Source organism: Candidatus Poriferisodalis sp., from assembly GCF_965203655.1.
Lineage (GTDB): Bacteria > Actinomycetota > Acidimicrobiia > Acidimicrobiales > Poriferisodalaceae > Poriferisodalis.
Map to the genome: position 1 here is coordinate 116,627 of NZ_CBDBDD010000009.1, position 17,401 is coordinate 134,027.

The following is a 17,401-nucleotide window of genomic DNA, read 5'->3' on the forward strand; positions in this document are numbered from 1 at the left end:
GGGTCGATGACACCGCAGCGGGTTGTGGTGGTCGGCGGCGGCATCGCCGGGCTGACTGCCGCATACCGCCTGCTGCATCCCGCCGACGCGGGCACCGCAGTGCCGCGGGTGATGCTGATCGACAGCGCCGAGCGCCTCGGTGGAAAGATCCTCTCGACGCCATTCGACGGACGGCTCGTCGACGAAGGTGCCGATGCCTTCTTGCTGCGGGTGCCGTGGGCGACCGAGCTGTGCGACGAGCTGGGCATCTCGACCGAGCGCATCTCGCCGGCGGCCGGAGGTGCCTCTGTTGTTCGGGCTAGCTCGCGCGGCCAACAGCTGGCACCGCTGCCCGATGGCTTGATCGGCGGGGTACCCACACGTTTGGGTCCGCTTGTCCGCTCGCCGTTGCTCGGACCCATGGGCACGCTGCGGGCTGCAGCCGACTACGTGCTGCCGCGGCGGTTCACTGCACGCCGACCCGGCGCTGCCAGCGTGGGCGACATCGTGCGTGCCCGGCTGGGAGCGGCTGTGGCGTCGCAGGTGGTGGATCCGCTGCTCGGCAGTATCAGCGCGGGCGACATCAGCCGGCTGGACGCGGCAACGTCGGCGCCGATCCTCGGCCAAGCGCTGGAGCGCAGCCGCTCGCTCATGCGGGGACTGCGCCAAATGCAGCCGGCACCCGCTTCCGACGGGCCCGGCCCGGCACCGATCTTCGGCAGCTTCGATGGCGGGATGGGTCGGCTGGTCCAAGCACTGACGGAGCGCCTCGACGGATGCATCTTGCGGCTGGGCACCCCGGTGGAGGCAATCCGGCGCCCCGGCACGCGGTTCGCCGTGCACACCGGATCCGAGGTGCTCGACGCAGACGCCGTCATCGTCGCTGCGCCCGCCCACGCGGCAGCCCGAATGCTGCCCGGCGCGCCCTCTGCTGCGGCGCGGCTGGCACTCATCGAGTACGCGTCGGTCGCGGTGGTGACGCTCAGCGTGCGCGCCGACGCCATCGAGGTGCCGGCTGAGGCGGGATTCCTGGTCACCCGGGACACCGGCTGGCTCACGACGGCCTGCAGCTACGGGTCCGCGAAATGGCCCAACTGGGCAGCATCTGCCGGCGCGGGCGCCGATGATGTCAGCGACACCGGCGGAGCGGCAATCGGGGCTGCTCCCAACGTTGTCCTGCGGGTGTCGGTCGGGCGGGACGACGACGACCGCCACACGCGCCTCGACGATGCCGAGCTGCGCGACACCGTGCTCGCAGAGCTGTCGCAGCTCCCGCAGCTGCGCGGCTTGAGCGATTCCGGCGCCGTGACGGAGTGGCGGGTCTCGCGCTGGCCGCAGTCGCTGCCCCAGTACCGGCCCGGCCACGGTCATCTCGTCGACCGGGTCGAAGAGGCATTGGCTCGCGAGATGCCCGGCGTGTTCGTGACCGGCGCGGCCTACCGGGGTCTCGGCATCCCGGCATGCATCCGCCAGGGCAACGAAGCAGCGGCGGCGGTCGTGCAACGCCTCGGCTTGAACCAGGCCGCTGACTCGACGTGAACCGGTTGCTGCGCGACGGCGTCGCACTGGCGCTGGGCGCGCTCACGATGCTGTCGCTGCCGCCGTGGGGGCTGTGGCCGCTTGGCCCCATCGGCCTCGGCTTGTGGCTGCGCTTCTGCAACCGGGGAGCGCAGCGCTGGCGTGACCGGCTCGAGGCGGCCGCCGCCTTCTGGCTGGGCGCCTACCTGCTCGGGCTGTTCTGGATGACCGAGCTGACCGTGCCGGGATGGATCGCCGCAGTCCCGGTCGAGACGCTGATTATGGCGCTGCCGTTGTCGCTGATCCCCGCTGGCGGCCGATGGCGTGCTGTCGGCGTTCCCGCGGCACTGGTGCTGGGCGAGGCCGTGCGTTGGAGCGTGCCCTTCGGCGGCGTGCCCATGTCGAACCTGGCGCTCGGGCAGGTCGACGGGCCGTTCCTGGGCACCGCAGTGCTCGCGGGTCCGCTGGGGGTGATCGTGCTCGTCGGTGTGGGAGCCGTCATCGTCGAAAGCGTCTGCGCGCGCAAGTGGTGCGCCGTCTCCTGGCCCGCGGTGGCGGCCATCGGCATCCCCATCGCCGCGCTGGCCGTGCCGAACACGACCATCGACACCACCATCACCGCAGCCGTCGTGCAGGCCGGCGGCGAGCTCGGCACCAACGTCGACACACCGCAGCGCAGCGTCCGGCTGCGGCACCTCGACACCACCGCGGCGTGGCAGGGCAGGGCGGACCTCGTGATCTGGAGCGAGAGCAGCAACTCGGCCGACGAACCGCTGGAGGACTCGCCGCAGCTCGCCGAGCTGTCGGAACTGGCAGGAGCGCTCGATGCCGTTCTGGTCGCCAACTTCTACGAACGCGTCGAAGGCCAACGGTTCCGCAACGCCACGGTCGCTATCGACCCACGGACCGGGCTGGCAGATCGCTACGACAAGGCCCACCTGGTGCCCTTCGGCGAGTACGTGCCGCTGCGCAGCGTGGTGGAGCCCTTCGCCGACCTGTCGCTGATCTCCCGCGAGGCCATCGCGGGTGAAGGACCCGGCGTGCTCTCGAGTGCGCTCGGCGACATCGCCGTTGTCACGTCCTACGAGGTGTACTTCAGCAATCTCGTGCGCGACGGGGTGCGCGCGGGCGGCCGCATCGTCGCGAATCCCACGCTGGCGTCGTCCTACAGCACCTCTGTGGTGCCCGCCCAGTCGCTGGCCAGCGCCCGGCTGCGGGCAGTCGAGAGCGGGCGCTGGGTGCTGCAGTCCTCCACTACCGGCTACAGCGCGATCATCTCGCCCGATGGCGCCCTCACCCAGCGCAGCGAGCTGCGTGAGTCGGTGGTCCTGGCCGGCGACGTCGAACTGCGGTCGGGTTCGACCCCGGCATCCGTGCTGGGCTCGTGGCCGCTCGTCGTGGCGTCGGCCGTGGTGCTCGCATGGTGCCTCGCGCGCCTCCGCGTCCGAGAAAAGCTTGCGGAGCGGTGAGCCGTCGCGAGTAGCCTTGATCAGCCCGAAAAACGGTGACAGGCCAAGCGTGAGCCATCCGGAAATCCAGGCAGAACAAGCTCATATCGACCGTGCATATGCGCTGCTGGAGTCCTCCCGGCAGCGGGCCACGAGGCTGCGCGAGATGGTCGAAGTCGGCCGTGGCGGCACCCGCCAAGCGCGGTTCGAACGCGATGTGATCGAAGACACCGTGGCCGGCCGCTTGAGCCAGCTCGAGCTGGGCTCGTCGTCGCTGGTGTTCGGGCGCATCGACCGACCGGCACGGCCGAACGGCGATGTCGACAGGCCCGATGGCAGTCGTGATGGCAGCACTGATGGCAACGGCGCCAGCGAGACGTTCTACATCGGCAGGCTTGCGGTAGCTGACGAGCGCCAGGAACCCGTGGTGGTGGACTGGCGGGCGCCGATCGCGGAGCCGTTCTTCCGAGCGACCGGCGGCGACCCGCTCGGCCTGCTGCGGCGGCGACACTTCGTGTGCCGCGGCCGGGTGCTGGCCGATCTCGAAGACGAGGTCTTCGATCTCGATGCGCTCGACGGAGACTCAGACGGCAACGGCGACCGGCCACGGCTCAACGCTCACGGCGCCCTGTACGCGGCCCTCGAACAGCGCCGCGACGGCCAGCTCCGTCAAGTCGTGTCGACCATCCAGGCCGAGCAGGACGAGATCATCCGCAGCCCGCGCAAGGGCATCCTGGTCACCCAAGGCGGCCCGGGCACCGGCAAGACGATCGTGGCGCTGCACCGCGCTGCCTACCTGCTGTACACGTACCGCTTCCCGCTGGCTGGCCAGGGCGTGCTGGTCATCGGGCCGAACCGGCTGTTCCTGCGCTACGTCGAGCGTGTCCTGCCCAGCCTGGGCGAGGTCGGTGTGCATCTGTTCGTGCTGGCAGACCTGTTCAACGAGATCTTCCCCGACGTGCGGGTGCGGCTGGCCGATACAGCTGCGGTGGCTCGCACCAAGGGCGACATCGCGATGTCGCAGGTCATCGCCAACGCCGTGCGCGACCGTCAGCGGCCGCTGCGCAGCGATCTGCGCCTCGAGTTCGGTCTGGGCTACGTGACGCTGTCCGAGAGCCAGTCGCGGGCGATCGTGGCCGAGGCCCGCCGACGGTTCCGCCATCACAACGCAGGCCGGTCCTACGTCGAGCAGGCGGTCTACGCGGCCATGTCGGCGTCGCACCGGCGCCGCCCCGAGCCCGCCAAGCTGCGCGAGCGGTTCACTCGCCATCCCGAGGTGATGGCGGCGTTCGAGCGCATGTGGCCCCTGCTGACCCCCGCGCAGCTGCTGCGTGACCTGTACGGCTCGCATGCGCTGCTGCGCTCTGCCGCGGAGGGCGTGCTGCAGGACGACGAATGGGAATCGCTGTACCGCCCCCGCGGCGACAGCGAGGCCGACTACGAGTGGACCGACGCCGACGTGCCGCTGCTGGACGAGGCCTACTCGGTGCTCGGGCCCCGGTCGCGCTCACGCAAGCGCCGCAGCGACACCGAGATCCGCACCTACGGGCACATCGTGGTCGACGAATGCCAGGACCAGCCGCCGATGGCGTTGCGGATGATCGCCCGCCGCTCGCTCAACGGCTCGATGACGGTGGTGGGCGACATCGCCCAGGCCACCTCGGCGCATGCGCCGTCGAGCTGGCAGGAGATCCTCTGCCACCTGCCCTCGGGCCCGGTTGCGCCCCGTCTGTCCGAGCTCACGCTGAGCTACCGCATCCCCCAGCCCAGCCTCGAGCTGGCCAATCGGGTACTTGCTGCGGCTGCCCCCGGGCTGGCGCCGCCCGAGGCTGTGCGCATCGACGGCTCGCCGCCGCGATTCGTCCACGCAGAGAGCATCGCTCAGGCTGTATTGGAAACCGTCAACGACGAGGCCGCGGCGCTCGACGGCGGTTCGGTGCTGGTGGTGTCCCCCGCCCGGTTCATCGACGAGATCGCTTCGCTGCTGGAGGGCGCCGGGGTGGACTTCGGTCGTGCCACCGCCGCCAGCCGCAACGCCACCGGGGCGCTGCACCCCCGCGTCACCCTGGCGCCGGTGCGGCTGTGCAAGGGGCTCGAGACCGACGGTGTGGTGGTGGTGGAGCCTGCCGCGATGGCGGCCGAGGAGCCGCAGGGTTTGCGGGCGCTGTACGTGGCGCTGACCCGGGCCACCAAGCGGGTTGCGGTGGTCTGGAACAAGCCGCTGCCTGATCCGCTGAATGGTCAATCAAGCTCAGGGATCGCCGGAGACGCCGGGGCGTGCAACACTGGCCTCGCCGCTGCGCCGGACATGCCTGCCGTGGGCATGTCGGTTGCGAACCATGTCACCTCGGGAGAATCGAATGGCTGACGTCACCGTGACAGTGCTGGACAACGGACCGCTGCTGGTCCGCGGATCGTGCCAGGTATCGGACCACGAAGGGAACACGCTGTCCGACGGCGACGCCGTCGTAGCGCTGTGCCGGTGCGGGATGTCGGGCACGAAGCCGATGTGTGACGGCACCCACAACCAAGGATTCGACGGCAGTCTGAACCCGCCCAGCTGATCCGCGCGCCCGCTGCGAAGGCGGGTGTCACAGCCCCGCAGTAGTAATGGGCTCCGATGGCTGGCTCGTCTGCTGACGGCGGTGCTTCTGTCCGGATGCACCCGGCGCTCGGTGCTTTTTCCGCGCCGACGGCTGAATGGTTCGCGTCGACGTTTGAGGCGCCTACGCAATGCCAGGTCTCCGGGTGGGAGGCCATCTCGGAAGGGCGTCACTGCCTGATTGCTGCGCCGACCGGCTCGGGCAAGACGCTGGCGGCGTTCCTGTGGGCCATCGACCGGGTCATGGGCGAGCCCGAGCCCGCCCGGGCCGAACGCACGCGAGTGCTGTACCTGTCACCGCTGCGGGCGCTGGCCGTCGATGTCGACAAGAACCTGCGGGCGCCGCTGGCGGGCATCGCCCTGGCGGCCGAGCGGCTGGGCGCCGAAGTCCACGCGCCGACCGTCGGCGTGCGCACCGGCGACACCAGTGCCGCCGAGCGGCGGCGGCTGGTCACCCGGCCGCCCGACATTGCGATCACCACGCCCGAGTCGCTGTACCTGATGCTGACGTCGCAGGCGCGCGAGACGCTGCGGTGGGTGCGCTGGGTGATCGTCGACGAGATTCACTCGGTGGCAGCCACCAAGCGGGGCACGCACCTGGCGCTGTCGTTGGAGCGGCTGTGCGAGCTGACCGGCGAGCCGCCGCAGCGGATCGGGCTGTCTGCCACGCAGCGCCCGCTGTCGGAGGTGGCGCGGTTCCTCGGCGGCAGCGATCCCGACCGGCCGGCGGCACGTCATGTCGAGATCACCGACGCGGGCATGACCAAGCAGCTCGACGTGGAGGTGATCGTCGGCGTGTCCGACATGGGCGATCTGGCTGCCGCGAGTGCCGGAGCCGCGCCCAATGGCGCCGTGCGCGTCGATCATGACGATGACTTCGCGCCACCGCCTGCGGTGGCGCCATCGGACACCGCGCCACCGTCGGCGGTGGCGCCATCAGATGCAGCGCAGACGCACTCCAACAGCATCTGGCCGGCCATCCACCCGCGGCTTCTCGAGCTGGTCTACGCGCACCGTTCCACCATCATCTTCACCAATGCCCGCCGGCTGGCCGAGCGGCTGGCCACCCGGCTGAACGAGCTGCACCTCGACGGGCTCAACCGGGCCGCCGAAGCCGAGGGCACCTCGCCGCCCGAGGGGGCCGAGCTGGTGCGGGCGCATCACGGCTCGCTCAGCCGCGAGCAGCGGCTGGCGATCGAGGACGATCTGAAGGCGGGCCGGGTGCGTGCCATCGTGGCCACGTCGTCGCTGGAGCTGGGCATCGACATGGGCGCGGTCGACCTGGTGGTCCAGGTGGCCTCGCCGCCGTCGGTGGCGGCAGGCATGCAGCGCATCGGGCGGGCCGGGCACCAGGTGGGCGAGCCGAGCGTGGGCAAGATCTTCCCTCGCCACCGGGGCGACCTCGTCGAGGCGGCGGTGGTGGCCCAGCGCATGGGAACCGGCGAGATAGAGGCGATCCGCTACCCGCGCCAACCGCTCGACGTGCTGGCCCAGCAGGTGGTCGCCATGGTGGCGGTCGACGACTGGTCGGTCGACGACATCCTGCGCGTCGTGCGGCGGGCCGCGCCCTACGAGCAGCTCAGCGAGGAGGTGTTCAGCTCGGTGCTCGACCTGCTGGCGGGCCGCTACCCGTCCGAGGAGTTCCGAGAGCTGCGGCCGCGCATCGTGTGGGATCGCACCACCGGGATGCTGCGGGCTCGCCAGGGGGCGGGCCGCCTGGCGGTCACCAACGCCGGCACGATTCCCGACCGGGGCCTGTACGCGGTGTTCACCACCGACGGGTCGCGAGTGGGCGAGCTGGACGAGGAGATGGTGTACGAGGCCCGGGTGGGCGAGACGTTCCTGCTGGGAGCGTCGACGTGGCGGATCGCAGAGATCACCTTCGACCGGGTGGTGGTCACGCCGGCGCCGGGCGAGCCGGGCAAGATGCCGTTCTGGCACGGCGACGGGCCCGGCCGGCCGCTGGAGCTGGGCCGGGCGGTGGGGGCGTTCATCCGCACCATCGGCGACGCGCTTCCGACCGACCTTGAGGCGCACCTGATGCAGCTCGATGCCGAAGCGGAGCGCGCTGCTGTCGCTGCCCGGCGCGGCGACGTTGATCCCGCAGGCCAGCCGTCAACGGAGACAGGCGGCGGTGTGGCGCCTCCCCGTCGCGCTTCGAAAGCCGCGGAGCCGACCGCTCGGCTCGTCGAGCAGCTGCAGCGGGAGAACTGCCTCGATCGTTCGGCCGCGGTCAACGTGCTGCGCTACCTCGACGCGCAGCGGGCGGCGACCGGTGCGGTGCCCGACGATCGCACGATCGTGGTGGAGCGCTTCCGTGACGAGATCGGCGACTGGCGCATCTGCATCCTCACGCCGTTCGGTGCCCGGGTGCACGCGCCATGGGGCATCGCGCTGCAGGCCAAGCTCGCCGAGCAAGCAGGCGGCAGCGGGGATGTCAACGGCATGGGCGGCGTCGAGCTGCTGTGGAGCGACGACGGCATCGTGCTGCGGCTGCCCGATGTCTGGTCGCCCGACGACCAAGCCTCTGACGGGTCGGCGTGGGATTCGCCGGGCGCCGGCGGCGCACCGGTGCTGGATGCGACGGACCTGGCGCTCGATCCCGACGAGGTGCGCGACGCCATCGTGAGTCATCTGCCCTCGACGGCCCTGTTCGCGTCGCGCTTCCGGGAGGTTGCTGGCCGGGCGCTGCTGCTGCCGCGCCGCCGGCCCGGTGAGCGGGTGCCGCTGTGGCAGCAGCGCCAGCGTTCGGCGGGGCTGCTGGAGGTCGCGGCCAAGTACCCGAGCTTCCCGATGCTGCTCGAGACGTCGCGGAATGCCTGCAGGAGGTGTTCGACGTGCCGGCGCTGGCCGAGGTGCTGTCCGACATCCGGTCGCGCAAGATCCGCATGGTCACCGTGGACACCGACGGTGCCTCGCCGATGGCGCAGAGCATGCTGTTCGACTGGATCTCGGTGTTCATGTACGGCGGCGACACACCGCTGGCCGAACGCCGAGCCGCGGCGCTGGCGCTCGACCGAGACCTGCTGGCCGATCTGCTCGGCGCCGAGGAACTGAGGGAACTGCTCGACGCAGAGGTGCTCGCCACGCTGGAGCTGGAGCTGCAGCGCCTCGCCGACGGTCGCCGAGCCCGCAGCGCCGACGAGCTCGCGGACGTCCTCAGCCGGGTCGGCGACCTCACCGTCGCCGAGATCTCCTACCGCTGCGTGACCGAACAGCCGGTCTCGTCAACGGCGGAGCAAGCTGGAGACGAGACAGCCCAAGCCGGCGAGCCTGCAGCGTCAGACGCACCGTCCAGCGACGAGTCGGCGGCAGGCCATGGCTGGCTGGCTGAGCTAATGGCCGAGCGTCGTGCCGTCGAGCTTCGTGTCGCAAGCGAGACCCGTTACGTGGCAGTCGAGGATGCCGCGAGGTACCGGGACGCCTTGGGGTGCGCATTGCCCGTGGGTCTGCCCGCCGCGCTGACCGTCGACGTGCTGGCGTCGGGAACCGACCCGCTCGACGAACTGGTGGCCCGCTACGCATCCACGCATGTGCCGTTCGAGGCCGACGCCGTCGCTGAGCGGCTGGGCATCCCGGTTGTGCGTGTGACGGCAGCGCTCAACCGCTTGGAGACGGCCAAGCGGGTCACCCGGGGCGCCTTCCGGCCCGACGGCACCAGCACCGAATGGTGCGACACCTCGGTGCTGCGCACCGTGCGGCGGCGGTCGCTGGCACGGCTGCGGCGCGAGGTAGAGCCGGTGCCGCCCGAGGCCTATGCCCGCTTCCTGTCGGCGTGGCACAGCATCGACCGACCACGGCGGGGCGCCGATGCGCTCGCCGATGCCATCACGCAGCTCGCCGGTGCGCCCGTCGCTGCCTCGATCCTCGAGACCGATGTACTGCCCGCACGCGTCGCCCGCTACAGCAGTGCCGATTTGGACGCGCTGCTGGCCAGCGGCGAGCTGGTGTGGATCGGTGCGGGATCCCTCGGCCCCAACGACGGCCGCATCCGTCTCTACTGGCGCGACGAGATCGCCACCCTGGCGCCGCCAACCGATGCCGAGCCCGACAACCCTGTAGCCGCCGCAGTGCTCGCCCACCTGAGCGAACACGGCGCCGCCTTCTGGCCCGATCTGCTCAGCGCAGCCCACGCCGCCACAGCGGTTGGTGACGGCGAGGATGCCAGTTCGAAGCTGCCACCTGAGTCATCCGACCAGACATCTGATCGGCGGCGGGAGCCGCGAGCAACAGCCGGTTCGGCACGGCCTGCAGACCTGGCGAGTCTGTCCGAGCATGTGCTGGCGGCGTTGTGGGACTTGGTGTGGGCCGGGCTGGTCACCAACGACACGCTGGCACCGCTGCGGGCACTCGGCCCTCGCCGCAGCGGCCGAAGCAGATCTTCCGGCGCAGGTCGAGCCGCAGGCGCGCGACATAGTGCGCGCCGGGGCCGGTCAGGCGTGTTGACCCGTTCGGGCCCAGCCCGTCGACGGCCCGGCCGCCTGCGAGCGGGCGGTCCGCCGAGCGCGGCAGGCCGCTGGTCGCTGACCTCACTGCTGCGCGAGCCGGTGCCGTCACCTACCGAGCGTGCGCACGGCGGCGCGCAGGCGCTGCTGGAGCGGCATGGCATCGTCACCCGCCCGGGGGTGCTGGCCGAGGGCCATCAGGGAGGCTTCGCGGCGGCATACGGCATCCTGCGCGCGCTTGAGGAACGGGGCAGCGTGCGGCGCGGCCATTTCGTGGAGGGTCTCGGCGCGGCACAGTTCGCCACCGCCGCCGCAGTCGAGCGCCTGCGCGACTACCGCGAGAGCTCAAGCGAAGTCGTGGTGCTCGGCGCGGCCGACCCGGCCCAGCCCTACGGCGCCGCACTGAGCTGGCCGCCCAGCGATGGCCGACCCAGCCGCACGGCCGGCGCTCACGTGGTGCTGGCCGACGGCACGCCTCTCGTCGCACTGGACCGCGGCGGGCGCACCCTGCACACCTTCGAGCACGCAGCAGACGATCTGCGCTGGATCGGCGCCCTGCGCCAAGCACTCGCCGACGGCCGGCTCGTCAAGGTCGAGCTGGCCCGCATCGACGCCGGCCCCGCGGCCGAGCACCCGATCCACGACGCACTGATCGAGCAAGGCTTCACCGCCGGCTACCGAGGCCCCACCCTCCGCCCCTGAACAGAAAATCGCTGGCTGCGGGAAGTGCTCCGATGTGTACTCCCACCGTGTGGGAGATCGCGACGACAGCGGAGTACCGCGCCTGGGTCAGATCCCTGACCGATGAAGTCCGCGCCCGGCTGCACAGAGCTGAACATCGACTTATCGAGCAGGGGCCGCTCCTAGGCAGGCCGATCGCCGACACCGTGCGAGGCTCCCGCTACCGCAACATGAAAGAACTACGTCCCACCCGCACGGTTCGCGCGTTCTACGCGCTCGATCCTCAACAACGCATTGTGATGCTGTGTGGCGGCGACAAAGCGGCAAGCCAGCAGGGCGGGAAGTGGTACCGGAGAACGATCCGACGAGCAGACCGCATCTATCGCGCTCACCTGGCGGACCTTCAACGAAATGGATAACTGGCGTGTTTGGCGATGTTGCTAGCGTCAGCCGCATGGGCTGGTTCCGTCGGCGCCGCAATCTCCGCTTGCGACCGCTGTCCGAACTGCACGACGAGTTCGCGGCGCGGCCAGGCGCTCAATCGATGCTGGACGACGCGGAAGCGGAGCTGGCGGAACGCGAGCACACCCCGCACGCCCAACAGCGACTCTGAACTAGCCCGTATCGACGCCGGTCCCGCTGCCGAGCATCCGATCCACGACACCCTGATCGAGCACGGCTTCACCCCCGGCTACCGAGGCCCCACGCTGCGAACCTGAGAAAAACCTGAACGTGGGCGGGGGATTGGCGTGCATAGAGTTGCCCGTCGGCCGGCGACTTTCTGGAGGTCCAGTGTCCGTCTCAGCCCCGCCCACTCACGCAGCCGCGCAAGCCATAGCAGCCACCAAGATCTACGGCTCGGGCGACACTGCGGTGCGCGCACTCGACGCCATCGACGTGACGTTCGAACAAGGCCAGTTCACCGCCATCATGGGGCCGTCGGGCTCGGGCAAGTCCACCCTCATGCACTGCATGGCGGGACTCGACCGGGTGACCGAGGGGCAGGTGCTGATCGGCGAGGTCGACCTGTCCACCCTGTCCGAACGAGACCTCACGCTGCTGCGCCGCGACAACGTGGGGTTCGTGTTCCAGGCGTTCAACCTGGTCCCCACGCTGACCGCCATCGAGAACATCATGCTGCCGATGGATCTGGCCGGCAGCGCAGGCGATTCCGCCTGGGTCGACGAGGTGGTCAGCGCCACTGGCCTGGCTGACCGTCTCAAGCACCGGCCCAGCGAGCTGTCTGGCGGCCAGCAGCAGCGCGTGGCGGTGGCACGGGCACTGGCCGGACAGCCGCAGGTGATCTTCGCCGACGAGCCCACCGGCAACGTCGACCTCAACACGGGTGCCGAGATCCTGGGCTTCATGCGCAATGCCGTGGACGAGATGGGTCAGACCATCGTGATGGTGACCCACGACGCAGTCGCAGCGTCCTACGCCGACCGGGTCGTGTTCCTCGTGGACGGCAAGATCGTCGACGAGCTCGTCGACCCCACACCCGAGCGCATCCGCGCGCACATGAACCAACTCGGCGCCTGATACATGCTGCGACTCGGCATCAAATCGCTGCTCGCGCACAAGGTCCGCTTTGCGCTGACGGCGAGCACCATCGTCATCGGCGTGGCCTTCGTGGTGGCGTCGTTCGTGACGGCCGATTCGCTGCGCTCGGGCTTCGACCAGCTCGCTGAGGACATCAACACCGGCACCGACTACACGGTGCGCGGCGAGCTGCCGTTCGGGGATGTCTTCGATGCGGTGGCGCCGCCGGTGCCCGCCGAGCTAGTCGACGACATCGCTGCCATCGACGGCGTGGAAATCGCAGCAGGCGGGTTCTTCGTCGACGGCGTGATCCCGGTGGACGGCAGGGGCGAAGCCGTCACCACCTTCGGGCCGCCGGCCGCCGGGTCCAACTGGCTCGAGGACGAATCGCTGTCGCAGTTCTACCTGATCGACGGTCGCTGGCCCGTTGGCATCGAGGAGTTCGCGCTCGACGTCAACTCCTTCGCCGACTACGACTTCGAGCTGGGCGGCACGTACCAGATCGTCACGCCCACCGGCCCACGCGAGTTTGTCTTGACCGGCACGGCGCAGTTCGGCTTCCCCGAGGACGCCGGCGTCGGCGCCATCTTCTCGCTGTTCGACTCTGCGACCGCCCAAGAGGTGCTGGGCTACCCCGGCGAGTTCACCGCGATCAGCGTGCGGGCCGAGGCGGGAGCCGACATTGCCGAGGTGCAGGCTCGCATCGAGGCCGTGCTGCCCGACGGCGTCGAAGTGATCACCGCGGAAGAATCCGCCGACGAATTCAGCGAGGGCACCGAGACCATCATCGGGCCGTTCCAGACGATCCTGCTGGTCTTCGCGTTCATCGTGCTGTTCGTCAGCACGTTCATCATCTCCAACACGTTCAACATCGTGCTGGGCCAGCGGGTGCGGGAGCTCTCGCTGCTGCGAGCCGTGGGCGCCACGCCCCGGCAGGTGCGCACGTCGGTGCTGACCGAGTCGGCGATTATCGGCATCGTTGCCTCGCTGGCCGGGCTGGGCCTGGGCATGCTGGGCGCGCTTGGGATCAAGGCCCTGTTCAGCGCGTTCGGGGCGTCTCTGCCCGAGAGTTCACTGCCGCTGACGCCGCGCACCGTGGTGTGGGCGGTCGTGGTGGGTGTGGGCTTCACCGTGCTGGCGTCGCTGGTGCCGGCGATCAAGGCCTCGCGCATCTCGCCGGTGGCGGGCCTGGCGGAGGGCACCACCAGCGAAGAGCGTGCCAGCCTCGGCTGGAAGCGAAGCGCCGCCGGCGGCGTGCTGCTGGCCGTCGGTCTCGTTCTCACCGGTCTCGGCCTGTTCGGTGACTTCGACGGCGCGACGCCGCAGCTCAGCACGCTCGGCGCGGGCGCAGCGATCACCTTCGTGGCGGTGTCGGTGCTCAGCCCACTGGTGGCCAGATCGGTGGTGTCGCTGCTGGCGCGGCCGCTGGCGTGGATCATGCCGATTTCGGGTCGGCTCGCCCGTGCGAACGCTGCCCGCAACCCACGGCGCACGTCGGCCACTGCGGTGGCGCTCACGATCGGGCTGGCCCTGGTGACGATGGTGTCGATCGTGGGCCAGTCGCTCAAAGTGTCCTTCGGCGAGCGTTTGGCCAGCGCCTTCAATGCCGACTTCATCGTGACCGTCGATACGCAGGCCGGGTTGCCGCAGACGCTGAGCAGCGACATTCGCGCCGCCGACATCGGCACACCGGTGGGCTTCAGCTTCGATCTCGCGCAGATCGAAGCCGACGCCAGCGCGCTGCAGGCGGAGACTGGAGCGATCGGAACCAGGCTGATCGAGACCACGCTCACCATTGCCAGCATCCGCGACCTCGACGCGGTGATCAACATCGACGTCATCGAGGGCGGCATGGACGGCTTCGACCCCCAGACCGGGCTGCTGATACACAGCGATGTCGCCGGCGACGAGGGCCTCGCGATCGGCGACCAGGTCGACGTGACGTTCGTGAGCGGTGACCGTGTCACGGTCAGCGTCGCAGCCATCTTCGACGGCAGCGGCTTCTGGAGCAACTGGTTCATCGACAGCGCGCTGCACGACCGGGTGGCGACGACCACGTTCGACGACCTCGTGATGGTGCAATCGGCCATCGACGACCCCGAGGCGGCCCGAGCCGCCATCGACGACGTGCTGACCGGCTACCCGCAGGCAGTGCTCGAAGACCGCCAGGAGTTCCAGGACAGCATCGAGTCGGGCCTGAACACGGTGCTCATCCTGGTGAACGTGTTCCTGGGCTTCGCCCTGCTGATCGCGCTGATCGGCATTGTGAGCACGCTGACGCTGTCGGTGTTCGAGCGCATCCGCGAGATCGGGCTGCTGCGGGCAGTCGGCATGACCCGCCGCCAGATGCGGCGCATGATCCGCTGGGAGGCCGCCGCTGTCTCGCTGTACGGCGCCGTGGTGGGCGTGGTGCTGGGTGCAGCGTTCGGCGTGGCCACCTCGGCGGCGATCCCCGAGGACATCATCGACACCATCGCCGTGCCTTACCTGCAGCTGTTCGTCTTCCTGGTCATCTCTGTCGGATTCGGACTGATCGCTGCGCTGTTCCCGGCATTCCGGGCGAGCCGGATGAACGTGCTCGACGCCATCGCAGACGAGTAGCGCTGGTCGGACAGGTGCGGGGCGGGTGAAGCAGTGCTGAAGCTCGCCCTGCGGAACCTGCTCGACAAGAAGATCCGCTTCGCGCTCACGACGTTGTCGGTGGTGACCGGCGTGACGTTCGTGGTGGGGACGTTCGCGCTCACCGACAGCCTGCGCTCCACCTTCGGCGACCTGGCGCAGGACATCGCCGGCGAGACCGACCTGACCGTGCGGGCCGCGCAGGAGATCGGCAACGAGGCCGACCGCCCGACCATGCCGGATTCGCTGCTCGACGAAGTGGCGGCGATAGACGGCGTGGTCGAGGCCTCGGGCACCGTGCAGGCGCGCAACGTGGTCATCGTGGACGACGACGGCAATGCGATCAGGCCGCAGGGCCCGCCCGCGCTGGGGATGAACTTCTCGTCGCGGGTCTTCTTCGTCATCGAGGGCCGAGCGCCCCAGGGCCAGGAATTCGTCGTGGACGCGACGACCGCAACGAACAACAGCCTCGAGGTCGGCGAGACCTACGACATCAACGGGCCGGTTCGCTCGCAGCCCTTCGAGCTGGTCGGCATCTTCAACTTCGGGGCGCCCGACACCAACACCAGCCTCGGCCAGACGATGTCGGTGTTCGACACCGGCACGGCGCAGCAGTTCCTGGGCTTCGGCGACCGATTGGTCGAGATACGGGTGCGGGTCAACGCAGATGTGGCCGAGACCCGCGCGGCTATCGGCGCAGCAGTGGGTCAGGACTACGAGGTGATCACCCAGGAGATCGCCGCCGAGGAGCAAACCGAGCAGTTCCAGAGCGTCCTCAACATCTTCACCTCGATCCTGCTGGTGTTCGCCTTCATAGCGGTGTTCGTGTCGGCGTTCATCATCAACAACACGTTCCAGATTGTCGTCACTCAACGCGTGCGCGAGATCGGGCTGTGGCGAGCCATCGGCGTCACGCCCAAGCAGGTGTCGCGCTCGATCGTGGTCGAGTCGGCCATCGTGGGATTGCTCAGCACGGCGATCGGCATCGCCGTCGGCATGGCGGTCAGTCTCATCATGCGGGCGGCCATCCGTGCGAGCGGCTTCGGCCTGCCGTCGGGGCCGCTGGTGCTGCGGCCGCGCACGGTCGTGCTGGCCGTGGTGATCGGGCTCGGCGTGACGATGACCGCCTCGATCGTGCCCGCCCTGCGGGCGCGCCGCATCACGCCGATTGCCGCCTTGTCTCAGGACCACCGCATCGAACGCAGCGGGTGGCGCCGACGGGTTGCCGTGGGCGGAGCTGTCACCGCCGCGGGCGTGGTGTGTCTGGCGCTGGGCATGGCCGGCGTCGGCAGCACCGCCGCGGTGCTCGCGCTGACGGGCATCGGTGCGCTGGTCACCTTCGTGGGCCTCAACGTTGCCAGTCCGGCAATCGCGCGGCCGGTTGTGCGCGTGCTGGGACGGCCCATCGAGGCTGTGTTCGGGATGCCGGGCAAGCTCGCCCGCGAGAACGCGGCCCGCAACCCTCGGCGCACGGCGTCCACCGCAGGGGCGCTGATGATCGGCGTGACGCTGATGGCAACGACGTCGGTCGTCGGCGCCTCGGTGAGCAGCACGATCGCCGATGTGCTCAGCGACGCCGTGCGGGCCGATTACTTCGTGCGCAGCGAAGCTTCGCCGTTCGATCCTTCGACGGGCTTCCCGGCGCAGTTGCTCGGCGATCTGGAAGATCGCGACGAGATCGAGAGCGTCGTCGGCTACCGGGTGGCGTTCGGCGGGATGGTCGTGGGCGGTGACAGCCGTGATGTCGTCACAGCCGACTTCGACACGGTGGAGCGCCACATGGACGGCGACGTGATCTCGGGGTCGATCGCCGGCGGTGATCCGCTCACCGGCATCGCGCTGCACGTCGACCCCGCCGGAGACCTCGGCGTCGCCGTCGGGGACACATTGGAGGCGACGTTCCCCGACAACCAGACCGTCACGTTGACCGTGTCAGCGATCTTCGCCGACGCGGCCATCTACGGCAACTGGCTCATCGACAACGCCTTGTGGGAGCAGCACTTCGGCCGCCGCGACTATCGCTTCGGCACAGCAGTAGCTCAGGCTGGCCTCGCTGAAGGCAGCCAGATCGCTCTCGCCGAGGTGACCGGCCGCTACCCCGGAGTCATCGGCGAGAACCGGGCCGAGTTCCGCGAGGCCAACCAGAGCCTGGTCGACTCGATCTTTGCCGTGATCACGGTGCTGCTGGGCCTGTCGTTCGTGATCGCGCTGATCGGCATCGCCAACACGCTGGCGCTGTCGGTGTTCGAGCGCACCCGTGAGATCGGCTTGCTGCGAGCCGTGGGCATGACCCGGCGCCAGCTGCGTCGGGCCGTGCGGTGGGAGGCAGCGATCGTCGCCACGTTCGGCGGGGTGATGGGCGTGGTGGTCGGCACGGTGCTGGGCGTGGCCGGTTCGCTGGCCACGCCCGACTCGTTCATCACGACCGTCGACGTGCCCTATGCAACGCTAGTCATCTACATCGCCGTTGCGGGCCTGGCAGGTCTGCTGGCTGCGCTGCTGCCGGCCCGTCGCGCCGGGCGCATGAACATCCTGGACGCGATCGCCCACGAATAGCCGATTTCAGCCTC

Annotated in this window: 9 protein-coding genes and 2 pseudogenes; all 11 read left to right on the forward strand. The window is 69.8% G+C overall.

The window, feature by feature from the left end:
- Window positions 1–6: 6 nt before the first annotated feature.
- The 11 genes and pseudogenes from hemG to ACOGW9_RS11945 all read left to right on the forward strand — a co-directional run bounded on the left by hemG (window position 7) and on the right by ACOGW9_RS11945 (window position 17,387).
- Complete coding sequence (gene hemG / locus ACOGW9_RS11895) at window positions 7–1,518, forward strand: protoporphyrinogen oxidase (protein ID WP_419911489.1); 1,512 nt, start codon at window positions 7–9, stop codon at window positions 1,516–1,518.
- Window positions 1,515–2,966 (forward strand): apolipoprotein N-acyltransferase, encoded by a 1,452-nt coding sequence (gene lnt, locus ACOGW9_RS11900; protein ID WP_419911491.1) that lies wholly within the window; start codon window positions 1,515–1,517, stop codon window positions 2,964–2,966. Before hemG ends, lnt begins: the two co-directional genes overlap by 4 nt.
- Before the next feature lie 49 nt (window positions 2,967–3,015).
- Window positions 3,016–5,313, forward strand: a complete 2,298-nt coding sequence (locus tag ACOGW9_RS11905; protein WP_419911493.1) for a HelD family protein — start codon at window positions 3,016–3,018, stop codon at window positions 5,311–5,313.
- Window positions 5,306–5,509: a CDGSH iron-sulfur domain-containing protein gene (locus tag ACOGW9_RS11910; RefSeq protein WP_419911495.1), complete on the forward strand. Its 204-nt coding sequence runs from the start codon at window positions 5,306–5,308 to the stop codon at window positions 5,507–5,509. Before ACOGW9_RS11905 ends, ACOGW9_RS11910 begins: the two co-directional genes overlap by 8 nt.
- Window positions 5,510–5,604: 95 nt before the next feature.
- A pseudogene (locus tag ACOGW9_RS11915) lies at window positions 5,605–7,638 on the forward strand (DEAD/DEAH box helicase); the annotation flags it as partial.
- Window positions 7,639–7,761: 123 nt separating this feature from the next.
- A pseudogene (locus ACOGW9_RS11920) lies at window positions 7,762–10,691 on the forward strand (hypothetical protein); the annotation flags it as partial.
- A 50-nt stretch (window positions 10,692–10,741) separates the two neighbouring features.
- A complete protein-coding gene (locus ACOGW9_RS11925; protein ID WP_419911497.1) occupies window positions 10,742–11,092 on the forward strand; it encodes a type II toxin-antitoxin system RelE/ParE family toxin in 351 nt (116 codons plus the stop codon).
- Between the two features lie 35 nt (window positions 11,093–11,127).
- Complete coding sequence (locus tag ACOGW9_RS11930; RefSeq protein ID WP_419911499.1) at window positions 11,128–11,286, forward strand: hypothetical protein; 159 nt, start codon at window positions 11,128–11,130, stop codon at window positions 11,284–11,286.
- A 179-nt stretch (window positions 11,287–11,465) separates the two neighbouring features.
- On the forward strand, window positions 11,466–12,212 hold the full coding sequence (locus ACOGW9_RS11935) for an ABC transporter ATP-binding protein (protein WP_419911501.1): 747 nt from the start codon (window positions 11,466–11,468) through the stop codon (window positions 12,210–12,212).
- 3 nt (window positions 12,213–12,215) lie between these two features.
- Window positions 12,216–14,813 carry an ABC transporter permease gene (locus tag ACOGW9_RS11940; protein WP_419911503.1) on the forward strand — a complete coding sequence of 866 codons (2,598 nt, stop codon included), beginning with the start codon at window positions 12,216–12,218 and terminating at the stop codon, window positions 14,811–14,813.
- Window positions 14,814–14,846: 33 nt separating this feature from the next.
- A complete protein-coding gene (locus ACOGW9_RS11945) occupies window positions 14,847–17,387 on the forward strand; it encodes an ABC transporter permease (RefSeq protein WP_419911505.1) in 2,541 nt (846 codons plus the stop codon).
- Window positions 17,388–17,401: the final 14 nt, after the last annotated feature.